The sequence below is a fragment of the Grimontia marina genome, from assembly GCF_900060185.1.
Lineage (GTDB): Bacteria > Pseudomonadota > Gammaproteobacteria > Enterobacterales > Vibrionaceae > Enterovibrio > Enterovibrio marinus.
Genome location: NZ_FIZY01000020.1, coordinates 40056 through 62345 on the forward strand (window position 1 = coordinate 40056; position 22290 = coordinate 62345).

The window sequence follows — 22290 nt, forward strand, 5'->3', positions numbered from 1 at the left end:
TGCATTTACTGAGTCACAGGCTCAGTCTTAGCGCTAAACAGGGTATATGCCAGCGTCAAGGTGCTGATATCTTCCGGAAGCTCCGGGTCGACATAAAACACCAGAGGAAGCTCTGCGTCTTTTCCTGCTTCAAGGGGCTGGCGGTTGAAGCAGAAACATTCAATTTTGTTTAGGTACTGGGCTGCCAGACCTGGTGTGACCGAAGGCACTGCCTGTCCTATCGAATTAATGCTCGTGTTGTTGGTCGCGCGATAAGCAATGGTTCGCGTTTCCCCAGGATGCACAGTGAGCTTCTTCACCTCAGGCACAAAATCCCAGCCAAGGCCGGGATTAATGTAGGCAACAAACTCAACAGTCACAGTGCGGGAAAAGTCCACCTGATTGCTTTCCGTCGCAGCAACATCACTGGTCTTACCGTTAATCCCAGTGATATCGCAAAAAACGTCATAGAGCGGGACCAATGCGAAGGCAAAGCCAAACATCAGCACAGCCAAGCCCGCCAGCTTCGCAGCTGAGCGTCCTGTGTTTTGTGTCTGTTGCTCTTGCTCTGCCATACACTATCCCTTAATCGATTTTCGGTGGCGTTGAGAAGGTGTGATAAGGCGCTGGAGATGGTACTGTCCACTCCAATCCTTCTGCACCATCCCACGGCTTCGCTGGTGCAGGCTCACCGCCACGAATACATTTCACCAACAGCACAAGGAAGATGAGCTGGGAGAATCCGAACAGGAATGCACCTACACTCACTATCGCGTTGATATCAGCAAACTGCAGGGCATAATCCGGAATACGGCGTGGCATGCCTGCAAGTCCCAGGAAGTGCATTGGGAAAAACAGGATGTTCACGGAAATCAGTGAGCACCAGAAGTGCCAGTTGGCCAGAGTCTGGTTGTACATGTGCCCTGTCCATTTTGGCAGCCAATAGTAGGCAGCTGCCATGATGGAGAAGATGGCACCGGACACCAGAACGTAGTGGAAGTGAGCCACCACAAAGTAGGTATCATGATACTGGAAGTCCACCGGCGTTATTGCCAGCATCAAGCCAGAGAAGCCCCCTATCGTAAACAACACGATAAAGGCGAGCGCGAACAACATGGGCGTTTCAAAGGTCATAGACCCCCGCCACATCGTGGCCACCCAGTTAAACACTTTCACCCCTGTGGGCACCGATATCAGCATGGTGCAATACATGAAAAAGAGTTCGGCAAACACCGGCATTCCGGTTGTAAACATGTGGTGAGCCCAAACGACGAAGCTCAGGCCTGCAATCGATGCGGTCGCGTATACCATGGAGGCATAACCAAACAGGGGTTTGCGGGCAAACGCTGGCACGATAGCAGAGATAATCCCGAAGCTTGGCAGGATCATGATGTACACCTCTGGATGTCCGAAGAACCAGAAGATGTGTTGGAACATGACCGGGTCGCCACCACCGGCGGCATCGAAGAACGATGTGCCGAAATACTTATCAGTGAGCACCATGGTGACCGCACCAGCAAGCACTGGCATCACCGCAATCAATAGAAACGCAGTGATAAACCAAGTCCAGACGAACAGCGGCATTTTCATGTAGGTCATGCCAGGGGCACGTAGGTTCATGATGGTCACAATCACGTTTATCGCGCCCATAATGGAACTGATACCCATGATGTGCACAGCAAACACAAACAATGCTGTGCTGTCTGGTGAGTATGTGGTAGAGAGCGGCGCATAGAAGGTCCAGCCAAAGTTTGGACCGCCTCCTTCCATAAACAGTGACATGATGAGCATTAGAAATGCGAACGGCAAAATCCAGAAGCTCCAGTTGTTCATTCTGGGTAGCGCCATATCCGGCGCGCCAATCATCATCGGCACCATCCAGTTCGCCAATCCGGTAAAGGCTGGCATCACTGCACCAAACACCATGATAAGACCATGAACTGTGGTCATCTGGTTAAAGAAGTTGGGGTCGACCAGTTGCAAGCCAGGCTGAAACAATTCCGCCCGGATAACCAATGCCATTGCCCCACCCAGCAAAAACATGGTGAAGCTGAAAATCAGATACATTGAGCCGATGTCTTTATGGTTGGTCGTTAACAGCCAACGCATTAACCCTCGGGGCTTATGATCATGGTCGTGATCATCGTGACCGACCTGATCAGGCGTCATATCCGTCATTGCGATTTCTCCTTAAAGATCGTCACCGTTGAGCACAGCATTGATTTGAGATGCCTGAATGGCATCACCCGTGTTGTTGCCCCAAGCATTTCGCTCGTAGGTGATGACCGCAGCCAGCTCCTTAAGGCCAAGCTGCGCGCCAAATGCCTGCATGGCAGTCCCTGACTTGCCGTGAATGACGATATTGAGGTGGTCGAGCACCTTGTCAGGGTCAGCCGAGATGCCTTGTTGAGCAAGTGCAGGGAAGACTCCTGGGAGACCCAGGCCATTGACCTGATGACAAGCAGCACAGCGTGAGTTGTAAACCTCCTCACCCAGTTCCATCAGCTCGTCCATGTTCATGTTCATCGCAAGCAGTTTCTGCTCTTCTTCCTTCACCTTGGCTTGCGCGGCTGCAGTTTCCGTGACCCAAGCGTCAAACTCTTCAACTGGCTTGGCTATAACCACAATTGGCATAAAGCCATGGTCTTTGCCGCAAAGCTCCGCGCATTGACCGCGGTAGATGCCCGGCTTGTCGATACGCGTCCAAGCCTCATTGATGAAGCCAGGGTTTGCGTCTTTCTTCACCGCAAAATCTGGCACCCACCAAGAGTGGATAACGTCTTCAGAGGTGATCAGAAAACGCACTTTCTTACCAGTTGGTACCACTAAGGGTCTATCAACTTCCAGCAGGTAAGTTTCGCGCTTAGTCGCTTCACCATCGATTTGAGCAGCCGATGTCGCCAGCAAAGAGAAGAATTCCACGTCATGGTCAAAATAGCGGTAATGCCATTTCCACTGAGATCCAGTCACCTGAATGGTCAGCTCAGAGTCAGAAGGGTCTTCCATTGCCAGAAGCACATTGGTTGCAGGTACAGCCATAGCTATCAGGATCAGAAAAGGAATCAGCGTCCAGAGAATTTCCACCTTGGTGCTTTCGTGGAAATTCGCTGCTACTGCACCTTTCGATTTACGGTGATGGATAATGGCCCAAAACATTGCCCCGAAAACAACCACACCGATAGCCACACAGATCCAGAGAATCGTCATATGAAGGCCATACACCTTTTCACTGATCTCTGTGACGCCAGGGGTCAAGTTAAACGAGGACACTTCGTTTGCAGCATTAGCGGCAAACGAAGAAAAAATTGCGAGCGCGTATAGAAGCTGGCGAGTCTTCACCGGTTCCCTCCTCAAAGTCACTTCGCAGTGCAAAATGTAAATGGATAAAAAATAAAAGTTCGATTAACACTATATTTACAAATAAAGTTAGGCAAGGAACGTGGAAAGAACAAAATTTGAGTAGCAAAATGCGCCGAAACATGATGCCAGCCACGAATTTACGAGATAAAGACAACTGTTTCACCCGCAACGATTTTGTGCCGCTTTTCTTAAAAAACTACTGAAATTCAAGGCAGAAATATCTTTATATTAAGAAGAGTTACTAAAAGTTTTGTGGAAAGTGACCACCCGGAACAAAGAATTGCGGGTGTGCAAAAATGCAGAGGAGAAGCGGCTTGTAGCACGAAAGATCCGTAAAAAGAAAGGCAGCCACGGACTTTTCATCCGAAGCTGCCTGTTTCTTTAACTCTTGTAACGCGAAGTCGGTGGGTTACATCCAGTCTGTGTTGCGAATCACACCAACAGCGATACCTTCGATGGTGAGATGCTGTTGGGAAAGGTCGACCACGATAGGCGCAAACTCTTCATTCTCAGCATGAAGCAGCACCTGATTACCTTTGCGCTCAAGGCGCTTCACCGTCACATCATCTTCAACACGGGCAACTACCACCTGACCGTTTCGCACATCCTGTGTTTTATGAACTGCTAGCAGGTCACCGTCCATAATACCGATGTTTTTCATACTCATACCACTAACACGTAGCAGAAAGTCAGCATTTGGTTTGAACAGGTTTGGGTCCACCTGGTAGTGCATTTCTACATGCTCTTGCGCGAGGATAGGCTCACCGGCAGCGACGCGACCAATCAAAGGAAGACCGTCGTCGTCGTTTGCTGATTCAGTTTCCACCAGTAAGCGGATGCCACGCGATGCACCAGGCACGATTTCAAGCACGCCTTTACGCGCCAGCGCTTTCAGATGTTCTTCAGCAGCATTGGCGGAGCGGAACCCCAGTTCTCTCGCGATCTCGGCACGCGTTGGTGGCATGCCGGTGTCCTCGATCTTTGCTTTGATCAAATCAAAGACTTGCTGTTGTCTTGCGGTTAACGGCTTCATATCATGACCTGTCTTTTTATACAGTTAACTGTGAGTATATCCAGTGTTTAACCGCTTGAAAAGGCGGATTTTGCACCAATCTGTAATAAAGGCCCTATTTGGCTCACATTTTTCTGACTGCCCAGGTCGCCAGAACTTGGCTCATCCATGACATAAGCCTTCGTATTGGTGTCATTTCCCTGCAAGTTCGGAGATGTTTTCTGCTAGACTTGCCACGCACTAAACTTAAGAGGCCGCGATTCAGATGTCTGCTTGCCAATCAATCTACCAGAAGTTATTGAATTTACCGCTGTCGGTGCTGGTGAAAACTATCAGTATACCGTCTGACCCCATAAACCAACTGGACCTGGATTTGTCCCGTCCTATGGTTTATGTGTTGCCATTCCGCTCTCATACTGATCTGCTGACACTTCGCAGCAGTTGTCTGCAGCTGGGTCTGCCCGATCCCCTTGAGCCGCTTGAGCTAGGTGGAAAAAGCCTGCCGCGTTATGTATTCATCTCTCAGGGCAAGCGCATGTTCAAAGACAGCGACCCTATCCCGGCAGATTCTATTGAACTGTTCACCGAGTGGCTCGAACTCCACAAGCGTGACACTGAACTCGACATCCAGATGGTGCCAGCGTCTGTGGTCTGGAACCGCGATCCGGGTAATGAGTCCCGCCCCGCAGCGCCTGCTCTTCAAGCGATGAACGGCCTGCAAAAGTGCTACACCATTTTGACACTGGGTCGCGACAGCATGGTTCGCCTGAGTAACGCGGTTTCACTGCGTTATATGGCAGACAAGCACGGCACGGACACTACAATCGCGAACAAACTGGCGCGTGTGGCGAAAATTCATTTCTCACGCCAGAAAATGGCGGCATCCGGGCCTGGCCTACCCGACCGCCAATTGCTATTCAAGCGCTTGCTGGCATCCAAAGCCATTGATAAAGCGGTACAGGATGAGGCAGCAAGCCGTGATGTGCCGGTTGAGAAAGTGCGCAAAGAAGCCATCGACATGATGGAAGAAATCGCAGCGGACTTCTCGCCGAGCCTTATCCGTTATGCTGACCGCCTGCTGACGTGGCTTTGGAATAAACTGTATCAAGGCCTTAATATCAATAACTCCGAGCGTGTGCGAAAGCTCGCACAGGATGGTCATGAGATTGTGTACGTGCCTTGTCATCGCTCACACATGGACTATCTGCTGCTTTCTTACGTGCTTTACAAAGAAGGGCTGGTACCCCCGCACATCGCTGCGGGCGTTAATCTGAACTTCTTCCCAGCAGGCCCGATTTTCCGCCGTGGTGGAGCGTTCTTTCTACGTCGTACCTTTAAAGGCAATCGCCTTTACTCCACCGTATTCCGAGAATACCTGGCAGAGCTTTTCGCTAAAGGTTACTCGGTAGAATACTTCTCTGAAGGTGGCCGTTCGCGAACCGGTCGCTTGCTTCCGGCAAAAACCGGCATGCTGGCAATGACCATTCAAGCCATGCTGCGAGGTCTCAAGCGCCCAGTGACACTGGTGCCAGTCTACATCGGTTACGAGCACGTGATGGAAGTCAGTACTTACGCTAAAGAGCTACAGGGTAAGCGCAAAGAGAAAGAAAGCTTCGGCCAGGTACTGGGTATTCTTCGAAAGCTGCGTAACTATGGTAAGGGATACGTGAACTTCGGCGAACCTATTTCGGTGAACCACTTTCTGAATGAAAAAGCACCGGATTGGCAAAAGGATATCGATCCTATTGAACCTCAGCGCCCTGACTGGCTGCTTCCAGCTGTTAACGGCCTCGCTGAGCGTATGATGACAAAAATCAACGATGCAGCTGCTGCCAACGCTCTGACCCTGTCTGCTACGGCGCTTCTGGCTTCCCGTCAGAGTGCTCTAAGCCGTGAAGCGCTAGAAGAACAAATCACCATTTATCTCGAACTGCTTCGCCAGGTACCGTATTCATCGACCAGTACAGTACCAGCAGATTCCGCGCAGGAACTGGTTGAACACGCGCTGAGTCTGAATAAGTTCGTGGTTGAAAAAGACTCGTTGGGTGAAGTGATTTCACTGGACCGTCAACAGGCCATCCTGATGACCTTCTACCGCAACAACATCATTCATCTGTTCGCAGTACCATCGCTGATCGCGCAGATGCTGGTATTCAAGACCAGTGTTTCACGTGAAAACCTGATGGACTCGATTCGCCAGCTGTACCCATTGCTGAAAGCTGAGTTATTCATGAACTTTGATGATGCTGCGCTACAAAGCTACATCGATGCAACCCTGATAGAACTTGAGCGTCAGTCGCTTATTACCATTGACGATAACACCATCAGCCGAAACAACTGCAAGCTCAACCAGCTTCAGTTACTGGGTCGTACCATCGCTGAGACCCTGCAGCGCTATGCGATCACTCTGACCCTGTTCAGCCATGAGCCGGATACTTCGAAGTCCGATCTGGAGCAACAAAGCCAGATGATGGCACAGCGCCTAAGTCGTCTACACGGCATCAACGCCCCAGAGTTCTTCGACAAGGGTGTCTTCGCGACCCTGCTGAACTCTCTGCGTGAGCAGGGCTATCTGAATGACGATGACCACGCACGTGCAGACCGCGTAGAAGCACTCCGTGAATGTGTGTTTGGCTTGATTTCACCGGAAGTACAACTGACCATCCAGGCTATCCTGAATCAGCCATCGGAAAGCTGATAATTAGTTCGCCGAAACAAAAAGCTCGCCCAAATGGCGAGTTTTTTGTTTCCGCTATGCTTTGTATTACTTGATTAACACAGCAAGCGCTAAGCCAATAAATACCAGCATCCCGACATAGTTATTGTTTAAAAATGCCTTGAAACAAAGCTCCCGCTCGCGGCCGCGCGCCAGCCACTGTTGATAAACAAACAGAGCCGAAGCGGCGAGCAAGAACCAGTAGTAAACCTGTGAGAGCCCGCAGAGGAAACCCACTAGCACCAACAGCAAGATCGTCACCAGTTGCAGGATACCAACGGCGATCTTGTCGAAGCGCCCAAAGATAATGGCAGAAGATTTGATGCCAACTTTCAGATCATCATCGCGATCAACCATGGCATACAGGGTGTCATAGGCCACGGTCCATAACACATTGGCAAGAAATAACATCCACGCCACAGGCGGCAATTCGCCAGACTGTGCTGCGTAGGCCATTGGGATTGCCCAACTGAACGCCATGCCAAGTACCAACTGCGGCATGTGGGTATAGCGTTTCATGAAAGGATAGACAGATGCTAAAAGTGCGGCGACCACTGACAACTTAATGGTTAGTGAATCCAGCGTCAGCACCAGCAGGAATGCCCCTAAAATCAGCAAACCAAACAGCGCTAGCGCCTCTTTAGCGGTCACCAACCCTGAAGGTAGTGGACGAGCTTGGGTACGTTTCACATGACCATCAAAGTTGCGGTCAGCGAAGTCGTTAATTACACATCCCGCTGCGCGCATCATGATAACGCCGAGCACAAAGACTACCAGAACATGTAGGTTTGGCATTCCATCTGCTGCCAGAAACAATGCCCACAGCGTTGGCCACAATAGCAACAAGCTGCCAATTGGCCTGTCCATTCGCGTTAATTGCCAATATGCTCTCGCCTTGGCTACATCCATTCAGCCTTCCTCCTGATACACCGGTGCATCCGGTAAAAACAGCTCAGAAACCAGCATCGGCTTTTCGTTGACCCACAAACGCGAACGACGCGCCAGTAGGGACCGTCCTTCCACCACCACGGTAGCAACTTCAATCGCATCGCGGCGGGCATTTGCCTGGTTGAACACGCGCTGCCCTAAAGGCACCGCGCCAAGATCTGCAATGTCCTGCTCTTTTTCTGTCAGGGTTGATTTAGGCACCAAAGTACGGGCACACAACCAAGCATCCCCATCTCCTGACAGCACCACTTCACGCACCATGCAAGGCTCTTCACCTAACAGGCTAAGTTCATTTTCAGCCAGGGCTGATTGTTCTATTTCGTGTAAGCCCAGTAGCTCTACTGCCAGCGTAAGACAGCGCGCTTTCAACCTCTCAGTCATCGAGTGGCGTTCCAATAGCCACGCCCCTTCGCGGGTTGTTTCCAGCGTTTGCCAGTCTGGTTCCTCCCACCTTGCATTCATGAGAGCTTGTAAGTGTAATTCCTTGAATTCTGACATGTTATCCTGAGCCGAAGAGCAAAAAAACCACAAAACTTTCGCCGAATCGGCCAATAGTGTTTAGTATTAATATACGTAAACCACTAAGAGACTCAGACTTTAAGTGGCTTACGTATATTGCGCTATTGTACAAGCTGTGCCTCGAAACGCGCAGCTAAACTACCATAAGAGATTGATGAAATCCGGGGTTTGGCAAAAACCATGAAAAAAAATATCACTGCTGTTTTCGCCTTAATTGTGTCTCTGTTGTGTTCCCTTCCGACGCTGGCGAAAGAGGAAGAGAATGCCCCGCAGTTCAGCTATTTTACGCTTGAGCCAGAGATTACTACCAACTTTATTACGGAAGGACGCAAACTTGGATTTATCAATGTCCGCGTTGACCTGATGGTGGACGACCCTTCACTGCTCCAGATGTTGGAGTATCACCAGCCGTTGATCCGCGACACCATTATTGAAGTGCTGAGTCAGGAAAATGAAGTAAGAGTGAAGTCTCTTTCCGGTCGCGAATCCATCCGCAAAGAGTGTATGGAGCGCGTGAATGAGGTACTTCTAGCGGAAACCAATCAAAAAATGCTTTCTGATCTGCTATTTACTAAATACCTATATCAGTAATTGCTATCAGCAAAAAGGCGGCTTGTTAGCCGCCCTCTCGTAATTCTTTCTCTAAACTCAAACGCTCGCCGCTTCATCCACCAATGGCGCGGATAAGCTTCGGCTAATGTAATCAGCAACCTGTTGTTGCTGTTCCTTAGAAAGGTACAAACCCAGTTTGGTCCGCCGCCACAGCAAATCTTCAGCATCCTGCACATATTCAGACGCCATCAGATATTCTACTTCGCGCTGTGACAGGCCTTCACCGAAGTCGAAACCCAAATCAGCAGCCGTCTTCACGCCATTCAGCCACACCCAGACCCGGCTACCATAGGTGGTCGCCAGCCGGTGAGCGGTAAAATCATCCATCCACGGGCATTCTTGTTTCAAACGCTGCTGCACATCGTCGAAGCCTGAAATATCCTCACCGCCAGGCAATACCTGATCTGCCGTCCAGTCTTTACCCATCTCAGGGAAGAAAGGCTCCAGTTTATTCACCGCTGCACGCGCCAGTTTCCGGTAGGTCGTCAGTTTGCCACCAAAAATCGTCAGCATTGGCGCATCACCGCCGTTTTCATCCAGGTCGAGGGTATAGTCACGGGTGATGGCTTGTGGAGAGTCAGATTCATCATCACAAAGCGGGCGCACGCCACTGTATCTCCACACCACATCATCCGTACTCAACTGACGTTTAAAGTGCTGGTTATAAACATTCAGCACATAATCGACTTCTTTCTGTTCAATCGCCACTTCACGTGGGTCGCCTTTGTATTCCACATCTGTCGTACCAATGATGGAGAAGCGGTCGAGATACGGCAGTACAAATACAATGCGGCCATCTTCGTTTTGCAGGATGTACGCTGATTCTTCGTTGTGAACGCGTGGCACAACCACGTGGCTGCCTTTGATAAGGCGAATGCCGCGAGGTGATTTGAGCGAGGTGCTATCGTCATAGAAGGATTTCACCCAAGGGCCGGCCGCATTCACTAACACTTTGCATCGGCGGCTGAAGACTTCTTGAGTCACAGTATCAAGGATATCCACGCCCCAAACCTCACCGTTTCTCTCTGAGCGCACGACCTTACAGCGGTTACGCACTTCCGCGCCACGCTCGGCTGCGTCCATGACATTCAGGATCACCAATCGCGCATCATCGACCCAGCAATCTGAGTATTCGAAACCCTTTGTCATTTCAGGCTTCAGAACAGAATCAGCACCAAAACGAAGTCCTTTGCTTGCTGGCAAAGTGGTGCGCTTTCCAAGATGGTCATACATAAACAGACCAATACGGATCATCCAGGCAGGGCGCAGGTGTGGGCGATGCGGTAAACGAAAACGCATCGGCCAGGCAAGGAACGGGGCTTTTTTCAAAAGCACTTCACGCTCGGCCAAGGCTTCACTGACCAAACGAAATTCATAATGCTCGAGGTAACGAAGGCCGCCGTGAATAAGTTTGGAGCTGGCTGAAGACGTCGCAGAAGCAAAGTCGGCCGCTTCATAAAGGCCAACACTCAAGCCACGACCAGCAGCATCCGCAGCAATACCTGCGCCATTAATGCCGCCACCGACAACAATCACATCCAACACGTCGTTATTTTGATTTTCTTTTGCCTGTTCCATTACACCCTCACGCTCATACGAACATTTTAACTTTCGTTTTCGAGCATTCTAGTACAAAAAAGCGCCATTCCCAACGACAAAATGAAGAAAAATCGCGCATTACGGGCATAAAAAAACCGCCATCAGGCGGTTTCATCATCGAAAAAGAAAATCACTCGACCATTTCTATTTGAGTTTCAGTATCTTGCAACCGCGCTTGCAGCGTTTCCGGTAAAGGCGCATTGGTGAAAAGCATATCGACTTGCGCAATGTCCCCGACGTTGACCATGGCGCTTCGGCCAAACTTGGTGTGGTCAACGGCCAGCATGACTGAGCGGCTGTTCTCCATAATAGCTTGCTTCACACGCACTTCGTGATAATCAAAATCTAAAAGGCTGCCGTCGAGGTCGATACCACTGATCCCCAGAATACCGAAATCCAAACGGAACTGGGAAATGAAGTCCAGCGTCGCCTCCCCCATAATGCCACCATCACGGTTGCGCACTTCTCCGCCCGCCATGATGATGCGAAAGTCTTCTTTGGCCATCAGAATACTGGCTGCATTGAGGTTATTGGTCACAATGCGCAGATCTTCGTGGTTCAGCAGCGCACGCGCGACCGCTTCCGGCGTGGTACCGATGTCGATAAACAGGGTCGCACCATCTGGAATATGCGCCACAAGCGCCTGCGCCAACTTATTCTTGGCTTCGTGCTGCATAGCCTTGCGGGCGTCATAGGCGGTGTTAACAGAGCTGGAAGGGATGGTTGCGCCGCCATGCTGGCGACGAATTTTGTTCTCGGCCGCAAGTTCATTCAGGTCACGGCGGATGGTTTGGGGGCTGACATCAAAGTGAGCCACCAGATCGTCAGTGCTGACGTATCCTTTGCTTCGAACAAGATCGAGTATTTCCTGGTGGCGTAATGTCTGTTTCACGGCATCCCCTGCGAAAAAGTAAAAACCACCCACAGTTTACGTGGCTGCAGTGGGAATGCCAATCAGGCCAGTTCAAGGATGAGCAGAGCTCACATTACCTCGCTTTTCGCAGTTTGGCGTCTATGAATCCAAGCGCACACCCTGACACCAGACCAAAAAGGTGTGCCATATTGGCAATGGCCATACCAAAGGGTTCGAAAAAGCCCACGGCAAGCCAAAGCAGCATAAAGCCAACATAGGCAGGTTCAATGGAAAGCCCACGTTCTGGGGCTAATGTGCCCATCAACCACAAGTATCCCAAAAGCGCATAAACTACACCGGTCATTCCACCGAAAGCGGGGCCTTCAAAGGCGTACTGACCAAGGCCGGAGAAAAGTGCTGTCAGCAGAAAAAGCTGCATTAGCTTGGCGCTACCACTGTGTTTTTCGATTTTGCCGCCGAGCACCCACCACCACAGCAGATTGAAAACAATGTGAGTCGCGGAGAAATGCAGCAAAGCGTGGGAGAACAATCGCCAAAGCTGCCATTGCTGATCGTCCGTCGCCGGGAAGTGAAGTAGAGAGAACACATCATTGCCGAAACCCAAAGTCAGTCCAGCATACACCACAATACACACCACCATGATGGAGAGCGTGAAAGGCCCCGCATTTTGTTTGAGTGAAGTAAGCAGACCCTGGCGTGGGTAGAAAAACTTAGCAGTGCGGCTTTCGGCCATGTTCCAGGACGCAGCCTGATATTCCTCGTCGTCCGGGTTTTGAAGGAAAGTAGCGAGTTCGGCTTCAGCTTCAATCTGGTATTGGCTATCAACCAGCCACAAGGCAAACAGCCCTTCCCCTTCCGGCATCATCTGAATTGAGATATTCCTTGATGCCATATAGTCGATAAAAGCCTGCGCGGCTCGGGGGTTGGAAAGTGCAGTCAGCCTTATCATAGTGCCTCTTTGTTGTTTGCAATCAGATGCCCGATTCCACCGGCAAGGACTGTCGATGCCAAGCTTCAAATCCACCGTCTACACTGTACACCTGCTCAAAGCCTTGGTTAATCAAATATTGCGCCGCTCCCTGACTACTCACGCCGTGGTAACACATCACCAGTACAGGTTGTTCGTAATCCACGTCATTCATAAACTGCACAATAGAATCGTTGGTAAGGTGGAATGCGCCCTGTGGATGAGATAACTGAAATGACTGAGGATCCCGGATATCCACCATCACAGCGTGATGATCATCACTTTTCAGCATCGCCAAAGCGTCCGTTACAGAGATATGCGCAAATTGTTCCATGGGTTATTCCACTCCCGTCTAACCAGATCAACATACGTATCCCAGCTTAGCCTAGCTTCTGGGCACGTAAAACTGCATTGTACATGACTTTTTTCTTCTCCATGCCATGGAGAATGCAGGGGCTTTGTATGCTTTTTCGCCACCTGTGGAAAAGACTGTGGATTGCGTTGATAAAGTATGTTCTGAAAGCCGGATCCACTATATGTAGTGTTGATCGTAATAAAACTGTGGAAAACATTTCTTGCAGGGTATTTGGGGGGGAATTTCATGCACAAAAAAACCGGCAAGTTGCCGGTTTTCTTCAGCTTATTGTTCTGGCAATCACAAGGCGTCGCCAACCGATTCTTTCAGTTTACGCATCGCGTTCTTTTCAAGCTGACGGATACGTTCTGCAGATACCTGATAGTGATCAGCCAATTCCTGCAAGGTAGCTTTGTTGTCATCATCCAGCCAGCGTGAACGGATAATGTGCTGGCTACGCTCGTCAAGTCCGGACATAGCTTGCGCCAGACGACGATTCGCGTGGTCTTCCCAGTTTTGTGATTCCAGATTAGTAGCGACATCCGAGCCTTTATCTTCCAGATAGAAGACAGGAGCAATTGCACCGCCTTCACGCTCATCATCATCTGCACCAGCGTCAAATCCAGCATCCTGTGCGGCAAGACGGGATTCCATCTCGCGCACTTCTGCCGCATCAACGCCCAGTTGTTCTGCGACCATATTCACTTCTTCGGCGTTGAACCAACCCAGACGCTTCTTAGACTTTCGCAGATTGAAGAATAACTTACGTTGCGCCTTGGTGGTCGCAACTTTCACAATACGCCAGTTACGCAGAACGTACTCGTGAATTTCAGCTTTGATCCAGTGAACAGCGAAGGAAACTAGACGCACACCCACTTCTGGGTTAAAGCGCTTTACTGCCTTCATCAGGCCAATGTTACCTTCCTGCACCAAATCGGACACGGGTAATCCATAACCGGAATAACCACGGGCGATATGAACAACAAATCGCAGGTGAGACAGGATCAGGCCTTTCGCCGCATCCAGATCTTCCTCATAGTGAAGACGTTCTGCCAGCTCACGCTCCTCGTCCGCAGACAGCATTGGATAGCCGTTTACCTGCTGTAAATAGCTATCAAGGCTATCTTGGGAGATGGGGGCCAGTGCATACATCTCTGTTGTCATTTTCACCTCTTTTCGACTTTATCGAACCATTCTTCGCTTTCGAAGCGAATGAGATACTCTACTCGAGTTCAAAAAAACTGCAAGTAGGCACCATTTTGTGACCTGCTTTTAATTGATAGGTTCAAATATCAGACAGGTTCTATCTCTCTCATATGTTTTGCTGCAGCCAACCTGGCAGCCAGAAGTCCAATCAGCCCAGATACCATCAGCAAAATCAAACCTTCTTCCAAGCTCAGAGCAGAGAGCCTGAAACCGCTGTTATATAATGTAGCCAATTTTGCTACGGCTGCATCCATCAGCAGGCTATTCACCATGGTCACCAGCCAAGCAACAATAGCTCCCGCCAAAGCCAGCCAAACGCCAGTGTATAAATAAGGACGTAGGATGTAGCTGTCAGTCGCACCCACCAGCTTCATAACCTGAATCTCTTCTTTCTGGCTTTGTACCTGCAGGCGCAGGGTATTGCCGATGATCAGGAATACTGCCATCAGCAATAGACCGGAAAACACCCAGGTTAATGTCAGCACCAGTGATTCAATGGCAGATAGGCGTTGCAGCCAATCGCTGTCGAGACGCACTTCTTCCACTTCAGATGTCGCGCGCAGTTTGGCCGCAAGGGCCGTTACCGCTGCAGCGTCATCAGTAGAGGGCGTCAACACCACCACTGCTGGCAGCGGATTATCATCCAAAAGGCTTACGGCTTCTTCAAACCCTTGGATCTGTCGAAGCTCAGTTAATCCCTGCTCCGGCGAAATAAATTCAGCAGTCGCCACTTCAGACCAGGCTGCAAGTTCTTCGCCAAAGGCCTCAGCGCGGCTTTCCGACACAGGGTTAAGATAGACTGTTAATTGGTTGGGAGCCTGCCACTCCTGCGTCACTGCAACGACGTTTTTCGCCAGCATAAACAGCGTGGCTGGCAGTGCCAGTGAAAACGCGAGAGCAAGAACCGTAAGCAGGTTCCCTAGTGGTTTCGCCATTAAATCGCGAAACGCCTGACCGCCCTGCTGTTTGTGCACAGAAATGAAGTTAGCCACGTGTCACCTCCGACAGGTGACCCTGATTCAATTCAAAACGGCGCATGTCATAGCGGTTGAGTAGCGACGTATCGTGGGTGGCCATCAGTATGGTCACGCCCACTTGGTTAAACTGGCGGAACAGTTCCATGATTTGTTGTGACAAATCTGCATCAAGATTACCCGTTGGCTCATCAGCCACCAGCACCATCGGGCGGTTAACCACCGCACGGGCAATGCCCACGCGTTGCTGTTCACCACCGGAAAGCTGAATCGGCAAGCAGGCTGCCTTATCCAGCAAACCTACTTTATCCAGTGCCGCTGAGACACGTTTCTTAATGTCGTTTTCACTCGCCTGTTCGATGCGTAGCGGCAATGCCACGTTGTCGAACACACTTCTGTCCATAAGGAGCTTGTGATCCTGGAAAATCACACCGATATGGCGGCGCAGAAAAGGAATATCTTTTCGCGCAATACGTGAGATATCGTGGTCATTAAACAGAACTTGTCCGTCACTTGGCCGTTCAATCGCACACAGCAATTTCAGCAGGGTACTTTTCCCCGCACCCGAGTGACCGGTCAAAAATGCCATGTCACCCTTGGGTAAGTGAAAACTCACTTTTTGCAGTGCCTGCTGCCCACCGCGGTATGCCTTACTTACCTGCTGAAACTGGATCACGCCTATCAGTCCTCCTGACTAAACAGAGCTTCGATAAAGTCTTCCGCCACAAACGGACGTAAATCGTCAATGCCTTCACCCACACCGATAAAACGGATTGGGATGTTGAATTGGTCAGCCACCGCGAAGATCACGCCACCTTTCGCCGTCCCATCCAACTTGGTCAGGGTGATACCGGAAAGCGGTGCGATGTCGTTAAACAGACGCGCCTGACTGATCGCATTTTGGCCTGTGCCTGCATCGATGGTCAGCATGATTTCATGCGGCGCATTCTCGTCGAGCTTTTTCATCACGCGGACGATTTTCTTCAGCTCTTCCATCAGGTTAGCTTTGTTTTGCAGACGACCCGCGGTATCGGCAATCACCACATCCACATTACGTGCTTTTGCAGCTTCAATCGCGTCATAGATCACTGATGCACTGTCAGCACCTGTGTGCTGTGCAATCACGGGAACATTATTACGATCGCCCCATACTTGCAGCTGTTCGACTGCGGCTGCGCGGAAAGTGTCACCTGCAGCCAGCATGACTGACTTACCCTGCTGCTGGAATTGCTTGGCAAGTTTACCGATGGTGGTGGTTTTACCCACACCATTTACGCCAACCATCAAGATGACGAATGGACCATCTTTTTTCTCAACGTCCAGTGGCTTTTCCACCTTACTCAGGATGTCTGCCATTTCTTGCTTGAGGCTGCCGTAAAGCGCTTCACCGTCTTTTAACTCTTTGCGAGACGCTTTGTAAGTGAGGCTGTCGATGATCTTGGTAGTGGTGTCCATACCCACATCAGCAATCAGTAACTGCTCTTCGAGCTCTTCAAAAAGCTCATCGTCAATTTTCTTACCGCTGAACAGGCCAAAGAAACCTGCGCCCAGATTGACTTTGGTTTTCTGAAGACCACGTTTCAGGCGCGCAAAGAAACCTTCTTTTTTCGGTTTTTCCTGCTCAGCCTGAGCCGCTTGCTCCGCTGCAAGACGCGCTTCTTCCTCGGCTTGTGCTTTTGCTTCAGCTTCTGCCGCTAAACGGGCTTCTTCTTCCGCCTGCGCTTTCGCTTCGGCTTCTGCGGCTAAACGAGCTGCTTCTTCTGCCTGTGCTTTCGCCTCAGCTTCTGCTGCTAAACGAGCTTGTTCTTCTGCCTGCACTTTTGCTTCAGCTTCTGCGGCTAAACGAGCTTGTTCTTCCGCCTGCGCTTTCGCTTCGGCTTCTGCCGCTAAGCGAGCTTGTTCTTCTGCCTGCGCTTTTGCTTCAGCTTCTGCGGCTAAACGAGCTTGTTCTTCCGCCTGCGCTTTGGCTTCTGCTTCTGCCGCTAAACGAGCCTGTTCTTCCGCCTGCGCTTTGGCTTCTGCTTCTGCCGCTAAACGAGCCTGTTCTTCGGCTTGCGCTTTGGCTTCAGCTTCTACTGCTAAGCGAGCCTGTTCTTCCGCCTGCGCTTTGGCTTCAGCTTCTACTGCTAAGCGAGCCTGTTCTTCCGCCTGCGCTTTGGCTTCAGCTTCTGCCGCTAAGCGAGCTTGTTCTTCCGCCTGCGCTTTGGCTTCAGCTTCTGCTGCTAAGCGAGCTTGTTCTTCGGCTTGCTCTTTCGCTTCTGCTTCCGCCGCTAAACGGGCTTGTTCTTCCGCTTGCGCCTTCGCTTCTGCTTCCGCCGCTAAGCGCGCTTCTTCTGCGGCTTTTTGCTGAGCATCTTGTTCGTCATTTTTTCGGCCGAAACCCAGCCAGGACATAAATCCGCGTTTCTTTTTTTCTGCCATTGGCAAATCCTAAAGCTTGATTGGTACAATCGGCGCGATAACAGCGAGCTGATCTAAAACTGTGAACACTGCGCCTAAGTCAATGCAGTGTGGTAACGGCGGGTAAATGCATACCTTTTCTCGACGCAGCAACCCCGGCGAAAGTGGCCAAAGCCCTTACGTCGCTAACTGAATAAGATTGGGAAAAATGCAGAGCCATTACCGAACGCGTATAGTCTAACACCTTCTTAGCGGTCAAAAAATCTATGGTACGACGTAACCCTAAAAACCCTGCGAACCGAAACACCGGTCGCGGTAATGCTTCAGCAGCAAATGCAGGAGGCGGATCGGGATTTGTCCGCATCATCGCCGGCAAGTGGCGTGGTCGCAAATTGCCAGTAAAAAACGTGGAAGGCCTGCGCCCTACAACAGATCGCGTGAAAGAAACAGTCTTTAACTGGCTGGCAGCAGATCTGTATGAAGCGCGCTGTCTGGATGTGTTCGCCGGCAGTGGCGGTTTGGGGCTTGAAGCCTTGTCCCGTCAGGCAGAGCAAGTGACACTGCTGGAGCTGGACAAAGGCGCAGCGAGCCAAATCAGTCAGAATCTCAATACGCTGAAAGCGGATAACGCGACAGTGCACAATACTGATGCATTGTCGTATCTCTCCAATAAAGGGCAGCCGTTTGATGTGGTGTTCATTGACCCGCCGTTTCGTAATGACTTGCTGAGTGATGTTATCAGCAAACTTGAGCAGAACGGATGGTTAAGCCACAACGCGCTGATTTACATTGAGGCGGAAAAAGAACTGGGACAACCGGTTGTGCCAACTCATTGGGACATGATTAAGGAAAAACATGCCGGACAAGTCAGTTTCCGGCTGTATCAAAGAGAGGAAAAATGAAAGCACTCATCCTGTTAGCAAAAGCGGCCATCGGCTTTGTCTGGTTTGTTCTGTTCGCCAATATCGTGCATCCGTTCCCGGGTGTGGCAGCGATGGCGCTATACATCATGACCGCTTTCCTGTTCTGTATGCACGGCCTGCAAATGCTGATCTTCATCGGTGCCTTCGGCGACAAGATCAACATGACGAAATGGGAGAAGTGGTCGATCCTATTTTTCGGGATCTTTGCTCTGCTCGATATTCGCCGCAAGTACATGGTTGGCGACAACGTGAAAGAATAAGATGAAAAAGGCCTCAGTAGAGGCCTTTTTTACGTCAGTTCACCGCAGTTCAGTGATTGCAGACCCGCGCTTCATTGACTGAAATCGCGCCCATGTCTTCAAAGATTTTTTTGCGACGACGTAGAAACTCCAGCACTTCGCTGAAAGAGAGCCCTTGTTGGCTGCAGGTATGAAAACGCGCACTCGCGCCCCATTGACCATCGACCCAATGAGTCAGCGCCTGTTCGGACATTGGCTGTTGCTTAAGATGATTCAGGATCTCATGCACATGAATTGATGCAGGCATGTTGGTTCCACGCTATTAGAAGTTGCGCATATAGAAACACAGCCTCAGGCGGCAATTCTTGATATAGAGCAAAGCTTAATCAGCTTTCAATCAGTACTCAGCGCTCGCTGCGTGGTGTGCTGCACTGCCAGCAAATCTCAAAGCTGCCGCCATTTTCCTCACCACAGACGTGACAAAACCAGACTTGCTCGGCCTGTGCTTCGTAGTCATTGAGGGCTTGACGTGCTTGTTGCTCGCGCATGGCATCCACCCAAAGCGTCACTGCAATAGCATCAGAAGGGAGCTCACCAGTCGCACTGGAAAGGGATTCTCCTTTCAACACCACCTCAATGCCTATGCTTTCCAGCATGCCTTTAAGGCTGTGCGCCTCCAGTGAATTGCTCGCACTATACACCTGAACCCAAGACATCTTTGCCTCCTACGACAATATGGAGAGCGTGATCAGCCCTTGCGCGCAAAAGTAAGTGCTCATGATGAGTAGCACTGAGGTTTTGAAAGGGCCTTTGAAACGGTCAAACGCCAATACAGTGTCAGACACCATAAACAGCAATGCACCACCGAAAGCATGTGCCGCGACCTGCGTTTGGGCATTCATCCAGAATTCCCCTGCGCCCCAGGCCATTTGGGCAATCACCGCTATGTATAGCCCAACAGGAATGAGCAAAGGACCAAGGTTGGGAAGAAGAAGCAGGAAGACGATGACGCTCGCGGCGCCAATCAAAGAAGGCAGCCACCAGACCATTGGGCCTTCAAACTGCTGCCAGAAAGCCACGCTGTAGAGAATGTGCGCCACCAGAAAACTCAATAAGCCCAGAATAAACCGGTCTTTTGGCAACATCAGGAAAATATCGCCGACCAGAGAGAAGGCCAGCCCGGCAAGGATCAGGTAGGTATAGCTGTTCGCTTCACCGCCCATCATGCCAATCAACATCATCAAGGCGATCGTCAGGGGCTTGAACAGATAAAACTGCCATTGAGGCCCTTTATACGCGGCATTGATGTGTAGTAGGCCTGAAAAGCAGACGGCAACCCAACTCAACATGATTTATTCCCTTAAATTGCGAGCCAACCAAGTCTAGAGATGCAGGATTTATTGTCCACCGCACACGTCTCAGAAAGCGAACAAGGCATCAAAAGCACTTTTATATCCGCAGCAAGGGTAAGTGTTTACATATAACTTTCAGTCTCGATTAAAAGAAAAAGGCACGGAAAACCGTGCCTTAGTCAATCATGCGGCCGTTACTGCCCGACGATATGTCGCCAGTTTTCGATATAAAACCAGACCGCTCCCGCTGTCACGGCGAAGATCAGGAACAGGGCAATACGCCAGATAGTGCGGCTGCTGCGGGGAAGTAACTCTTTCTCACACTGTTTACATGCTCTCATGAATCCGCGCATGTCATCCACTTCGTAGCCATCTTCATGCACGGCTTTGTTGCGAATGGTGGCGATGAAGCGAAGCTTGGCAATCACATCATGCGGCAACCGTTCCTGACAGCTGCTCACCAATTCATGCAATCCACGACCTTCTGCGTGGTAGTGTTCTTTGAGGAGCCGTTCCAGACGCCGACTCTGTCTCACGACAATGGCAATTTCATCCATGCAGGCCTCCTTTCAGTAGATAGTGCACCTCATATCATTAGCTTACGTCATAACACTAAAAGTGAGAATGCACTTTAACTTTGTTTACATTAGCGCCAATGCTGAGCAGGATAAGTGGAGTGGATCACGAAATTTCTGCTCATCAGGTTTGCGAAATGGGTCTGTGAAGTAGACTCATTGCCGACCGATAATGGCCGGATAAAGGAGAACACCGTGCCGATTTCTGTGATATTGCTCGTAGGCGCCCTCGCGGTGATCGCTGGTGTTTATTTTGTACTGACCATGCAAAAGCACATGCTGGGCCAAGGGGCGGAAGAGCGCTCCATTGATATCCGCATTCTCGACAAGCAATCTGTCGCCATTCCCGACCCGCAACAGCATGAAGATCCGGAAGAGTACTGGATCTATGTCGAACCGATGGAAGGCGGACCAAAACGGGAATTTCAGGTGGGTATTCACTATTACCATGCCCTACAACCCGGTGATTGTGGCACCCTGACTTATCGCGGCGTTGAATTTATCCACTTCGCGAAGCTACAGCGCCACTAGGGTCTGTTGACCCCAAAGCACTTATTCATGGCACCAGCCATGACGTAAAACGCGACTTCGACAATCCCACACTGGCCATGTAAGACAACACGAACACGGCCAGTGTCACCAAGGGGATGGTCAGCCATGTCATTCCCGGCGTGAACGCCAACTCCCTCACAGGCCAGAGAAAGATGGGATGCACCAGATAAATCCCCAGCGAATGACGGCTAACCGCCGCGACCTTTCGCTGCATAGGCTCAGATACCCGCTCCGCCCAATGTTGGCAAAGCCCGAATACCATCGCAGCAATCAATACCGTGTTCAGGGTTTTATAGGAAAACCATCCCGCACTTGTGTATCGGTTACTTGAGACGCTTTCAGAAATGGCGGTGTACTCGGTTGCCACCAGCGCCGAGATGCCGATAAACAGCAGCCACTTCAACGGCAGTTTGCTTTGGTGCAACACATAACCCAGCAGCAAATAGCCGCCATAAAGCACCAAGTCTTCCACCAGCCCCAGCGATATACCGGCAAGCCGCGCTGCGCTCAGGACGAACCAAGACCCCAACAACGCATAAAAGAGCCCGGGATCATCCCGTTGGGCAACAGGACGCAATATCGGCACTAAGAGGTAAAGCGGAATAAAGTAATAGAAAAAACCCAAGTGATAGTAAGTTTCTTCGGTTGGAAAAAAGGTTAACCGCTGTACAGTTTCCGTCCAATTTACATTTTGTAACGAAATCCCGGCCAATACCGCGTAAAAAACCGACCATGCAACAAACGGTACGAACACTTTCATAACCCGTCGACGGACAAAGTATCCCGGCGAAAATGGACGGGTGTCTGAAAGTAATAATGCACCGGTGATCATAATAAAAACCGGGACAGCCCAGCGACTTGCGCCATTAATAGCTATCGCTGAAACCCAGTCGCCTTGCTGGATTTCGCCCATCAGGTAGCGATAAGGCCCCAACACATGAATGGCGATCACTGCCACTGCGGCGACCACCCGCAACAGCTCGATATAAAAGACTTTTTTCTGGGTTTGGCTGTTCAAACTTTGCGTTCTCTCTGCATGTTTCACTTCCACACTAACCGCCGGCGACATTTTCATCAATCCGGACACAAAACAAACAATATTAACCACCAATTGTTAATTGTTTATTA

Annotated in this window: 24 protein-coding genes; 5 read left to right on the top strand and 19 right to left on the bottom strand. The window is 50.4% G+C overall.

The genetic code is table 11. The annotated features are described in order from the left end of the window. Window positions 1-5: 5 nt before the first annotated feature. The 4 genes from GMA8713_RS11915 to lexA all read right to left on the bottom strand — a co-directional run bounded on the left by GMA8713_RS11915 (window position 6) and on the right by lexA (window position 4372). Window positions 6-554: a cytochrome c oxidase assembly protein gene (locus GMA8713_RS11915; protein WP_062709793.1), complete on the bottom strand. Its 549-nt coding sequence runs from the start codon at window positions 552-554 to the stop codon at window positions 6-8. Between the two features lie 10 nt (window positions 555-564). Further along, complete coding sequence (ctaD, locus tag GMA8713_RS11920; RefSeq protein WP_062709795.1) at window positions 565-2157, bottom strand: cytochrome c oxidase subunit I; 1593 nt, start codon at window positions 2155-2157, stop codon at window positions 565-567. A gap of 12 nt (window positions 2158-2169) precedes the next feature. Beyond that, window positions 2170-3318 (bottom strand): cytochrome c oxidase subunit II, encoded by a 1149-nt coding sequence (gene coxB / locus GMA8713_RS11925; protein WP_062709797.1) that lies wholly within the window; start codon window positions 3316-3318, stop codon window positions 2170-2172. A gap of 430 nt (window positions 3319-3748) precedes the next feature. Next, window positions 3749-4372 carry a transcriptional repressor LexA gene (gene lexA / locus GMA8713_RS11930; protein ID WP_062709799.1) on the bottom strand — a complete coding sequence of 208 codons (624 nt, stop codon included), beginning with the start codon at window positions 4370-4372 and terminating at the stop codon, window positions 3749-3751. 244 nt (window positions 4373-4616) lie between these two features. Between lexA and plsB the strand changes: the two genes are divergently transcribed. Then, window positions 4617-7049, top strand: coding sequence for a glycerol-3-phosphate 1-O-acyltransferase PlsB (plsB, locus tag GMA8713_RS11935; RefSeq protein ID WP_062709801.1), 2433 nt, complete (start codon window positions 4617-4619; stop codon window positions 7047-7049). A 66-nt stretch (window positions 7050-7115) separates the two neighbouring features. On the opposite strand, the gene ubiA is transcribed toward plsB, so the two are convergent. After that, the gene (gene ubiA, locus GMA8713_RS11940) at window positions 7116-7976 is read right to left on the bottom strand and encodes a 4-hydroxybenzoate octaprenyltransferase (protein ID WP_062709802.1); all 861 of its coding nucleotides are present in this window, start codon (window positions 7974-7976) and stop codon (window positions 7116-7118) included. Further along, on the bottom strand, window positions 7977-8513 hold the full coding sequence (locus GMA8713_RS11945) for a chorismate lyase (RefSeq protein ID WP_062709804.1): 537 nt from the start codon (window positions 8511-8513) through the stop codon (window positions 7977-7979). It abuts the gene before it with no gap. A 201-nt stretch (window positions 8514-8714) separates the two neighbouring features. Here GMA8713_RS11945 and GMA8713_RS11950 point away from each other — a divergent pair, with 201 nt between their 5' ends. After that, a complete protein-coding gene (locus tag GMA8713_RS11950; protein ID WP_062709807.1) occupies window positions 8715-9125 on the top strand; it encodes a flagellar basal body-associated protein FliL in 411 nt (136 codons plus the stop codon). Window positions 9126-9182: 57 nt separating this feature from the next. Here GMA8713_RS11950 and glpD read toward each other — a convergent pair whose 3' ends face one another. The 8 genes from glpD to ftsY form a co-directional block, all read right to left on the bottom strand. Then, window positions 9183-10724, bottom strand: coding sequence for a glycerol-3-phosphate dehydrogenase (gene glpD, locus GMA8713_RS11955; protein WP_062709810.1), 1542 nt, complete (start codon window positions 10722-10724; stop codon window positions 9183-9185). A gap of 151 nt (window positions 10725-10875) precedes the next feature. Then, entirely contained in the window at window positions 10876-11637 is a 762-nt protein-coding gene (locus tag GMA8713_RS11960; RefSeq protein WP_046303423.1) for a DeoR/GlpR family transcriptional regulator, read from the bottom strand. Between the two features lie 94 nt (window positions 11638-11731). Further along, window positions 11732-12568 (bottom strand): rhomboid family intramembrane serine protease GlpG, encoded by an 837-nt coding sequence (glpG, locus tag GMA8713_RS11965; RefSeq protein WP_062709813.1) that lies wholly within the window; start codon window positions 12566-12568, stop codon window positions 11732-11734. Window positions 12569-12590: 22 nt separating this feature from the next. Further along, entirely contained in the window at window positions 12591-12920 is a 330-nt protein-coding gene (gene glpE / locus GMA8713_RS11970; RefSeq protein ID WP_062709816.1) for a thiosulfate sulfurtransferase GlpE, read from the bottom strand. A 321-nt stretch (window positions 12921-13241) separates the two neighbouring features. Further along, entirely contained in the window at window positions 13242-14105 is an 864-nt protein-coding gene (gene rpoH, locus GMA8713_RS11975; protein WP_062709819.1) for an RNA polymerase sigma factor RpoH, read from the bottom strand. 128 nt (window positions 14106-14233) lie between these two features. Next, a complete protein-coding gene (ftsX, locus tag GMA8713_RS11980; protein WP_062709822.1) occupies window positions 14234-15139 on the bottom strand; it encodes a permease-like cell division protein FtsX in 906 nt (301 codons plus the stop codon). Continuing rightward, window positions 15132-15797, bottom strand: a complete 666-nt coding sequence (gene ftsE / locus GMA8713_RS11985; RefSeq protein WP_046303392.1) for a cell division ATP-binding protein FtsE — start codon at window positions 15795-15797, stop codon at window positions 15132-15134. The genes ftsX and ftsE overlap by 8 nt, the downstream gene beginning before the upstream one ends. Before the next feature lie 5 nt (window positions 15798-15802). After that, on the bottom strand, window positions 15803-17542 hold the full coding sequence (gene ftsY / locus GMA8713_RS11990; protein WP_062709825.1) for a signal recognition particle-docking protein FtsY: 1740 nt from the start codon (window positions 17540-17542) through the stop codon (window positions 15803-15805). 245 nt (window positions 17543-17787) lie between these two features. Here ftsY and rsmD point away from each other — a divergent pair, with 245 nt between their 5' ends. After that, window positions 17788-18423 carry a 16S rRNA (guanine(966)-N(2))-methyltransferase RsmD gene (gene rsmD, locus GMA8713_RS11995; protein WP_062709828.1) on the top strand — a complete coding sequence of 212 codons (636 nt, stop codon included), beginning with the start codon at window positions 17788-17790 and terminating at the stop codon, window positions 18421-18423. Beyond that, on the top strand, window positions 18420-18704 hold the full coding sequence (locus GMA8713_RS12000; protein WP_002535427.1) for a DUF1145 domain-containing protein: 285 nt from the start codon (window positions 18420-18422) through the stop codon (window positions 18702-18704). The genes rsmD and GMA8713_RS12000 overlap by 4 nt, the downstream gene beginning before the upstream one ends. A gap of 49 nt (window positions 18705-18753) precedes the next feature. Here the strand turns inward: GMA8713_RS12000 and GMA8713_RS12005 are convergent, their stop codons facing one another. The 4 genes from GMA8713_RS12005 to GMA8713_RS12020 form a co-directional block, all read right to left on the bottom strand. Then, window positions 18754-18990 carry a YecH family metal-binding protein gene (locus GMA8713_RS12005; protein WP_046303395.1) on the bottom strand — a complete coding sequence of 79 codons (237 nt, stop codon included), beginning with the start codon at window positions 18988-18990 and terminating at the stop codon, window positions 18754-18756. A gap of 97 nt (window positions 18991-19087) precedes the next feature. Next, window positions 19088-19399, bottom strand: a complete 312-nt coding sequence (locus GMA8713_RS12010; protein ID WP_062709831.1) for a putative signal transducing protein — start codon at window positions 19397-19399, stop codon at window positions 19088-19090. Between the two features lie 9 nt (window positions 19400-19408). After that, window positions 19409-20032: a lysoplasmalogenase gene (locus GMA8713_RS12015; protein WP_062709834.1), complete on the bottom strand. Its 624-nt coding sequence runs from the start codon at window positions 20030-20032 to the stop codon at window positions 19409-19411. A 197-nt stretch (window positions 20033-20229) separates the two neighbouring features. After that, window positions 20230-20592, bottom strand: coding sequence for a hypothetical protein (locus GMA8713_RS12020; protein WP_062709837.1), 363 nt, complete (start codon window positions 20590-20592; stop codon window positions 20230-20232). Window positions 20593-20805: 213 nt separating this feature from the next. Here GMA8713_RS12020 and GMA8713_RS12025 point away from each other — a divergent pair, with 213 nt between their 5' ends. Next, window positions 20806-21141, top strand: a complete 336-nt coding sequence (locus tag GMA8713_RS12025) for a DUF2500 domain-containing protein (RefSeq protein WP_062709840.1) — start codon at window positions 20806-20808, stop codon at window positions 21139-21141. A gap of 25 nt (window positions 21142-21166) precedes the next feature. Here GMA8713_RS12025 and GMA8713_RS12030 read toward each other — a convergent pair whose 3' ends face one another. Next, window positions 21167-22237 carry an acyltransferase gene (locus GMA8713_RS12030; protein ID WP_232314426.1) on the bottom strand — a complete coding sequence of 357 codons (1071 nt, stop codon included), beginning with the start codon at window positions 22235-22237 and terminating at the stop codon, window positions 21167-21169. Between the last annotated feature and the right edge of the window lie 53 nt (window positions 22238-22290).

Bases quoted from the DNA above. Each gene is read 5' to 3' on its own strand.
- GMA8713_RS11950 (WP_062709807.1), top strand. From the start codon at position 8,715: ATGAAAAAAAATATCACTGCTGTTTTCGCCTTAATTGTGTCTCTGTTG.
- glpG (WP_062709813.1), bottom strand. From the start codon at position 12,568: ATGATAAGGCTGACTGCACTTTCCAACCCCCGAGCCGCGCAGGCTTTT.
- plsB (WP_062709801.1), top strand. From the start codon at position 4,617: ATGTCTGCTTGCCAATCAATCTACCAGAAGTTATTGAATTTACCGCTG.
- ctaD (WP_062709795.1), bottom strand. From the start codon at position 2,157: ATGACGGATATGACGCCTGATCAGGTCGGTCACGATGATCACGACCAT.
- rpoH (WP_062709819.1), bottom strand. From the start codon at position 14,105: ATGACAACAGAGATGTATGCACTGGCCCCCATCTCCCAAGATAGCCTT.
- GMA8713_RS11945 (WP_062709804.1), bottom strand. From the start codon at position 8,513: ATGTCAGAATTCAAGGAATTACACTTACAAGCTCTCATGAATGCAAGG.
- glpD (WP_062709810.1), bottom strand. From the start codon at position 10,724: ATGGAACAGGCAAAAGAAAATCAAAATAACGACGTGTTGGATGTGATT.
- rsmD (WP_062709828.1), top strand. From the start codon at position 17,788: ATGGTACGACGTAACCCTAAAAACCCTGCGAACCGAAACACCGGTCGC.
- GMA8713_RS12030 (WP_232314426.1), bottom strand. From the start codon at position 22,237: ATGAAAATGTCGCCGGCGGTTAGTGTGGAAGTGAAACATGCAGAGAGA.
- ubiA (WP_062709802.1), bottom strand. From the start codon at position 7,976: ATGGATGTAGCCAAGGCGAGAGCATATTGGCAATTAACGCGAATGGAC.
- lexA (WP_062709799.1), bottom strand. From the start codon at position 4,372: ATGAAGCCGTTAACCGCAAGACAACAGCAAGTCTTTGATTTGATCAAA.
- ftsY (WP_062709825.1), bottom strand. From the start codon at position 17,542: ATGGCAGAAAAAAAGAAACGCGGATTTATGTCCTGGCTGGGTTTCGGC.
- GMA8713_RS12015 (WP_062709834.1), bottom strand. From the start codon at position 20,032: ATGTTGAGTTGGGTTGCCGTCTGCTTTTCAGGCCTACTACACATCAAT.
- GMA8713_RS11915 (WP_062709793.1), bottom strand. From the start codon at position 554: ATGGCAGAGCAAGAGCAACAGACACAAAACACAGGACGCTCAGCTGCG.
- GMA8713_RS12010 (WP_062709831.1), bottom strand. From the start codon at position 19,399: ATGTCTTGGGTTCAGGTGTATAGTGCGAGCAATTCACTGGAGGCGCAC.
- GMA8713_RS12000 (WP_002535427.1), top strand. From the start codon at position 18,420: ATGAAAGCACTCATCCTGTTAGCAAAAGCGGCCATCGGCTTTGTCTGG.
- glpE (WP_062709816.1), bottom strand. From the start codon at position 12,920: ATGGAACAATTTGCGCATATCTCTGTAACGGACGCTTTGGCGATGCTG.
- GMA8713_RS12005 (WP_046303395.1), bottom strand. From the start codon at position 18,990: ATGCCTGCATCAATTCATGTGCATGAGATCCTGAATCATCTTAAGCAA.
- GMA8713_RS12020 (WP_062709837.1), bottom strand. From the start codon at position 20,592: ATGGATGAAATTGCCATTGTCGTGAGACAGAGTCGGCGTCTGGAACGG.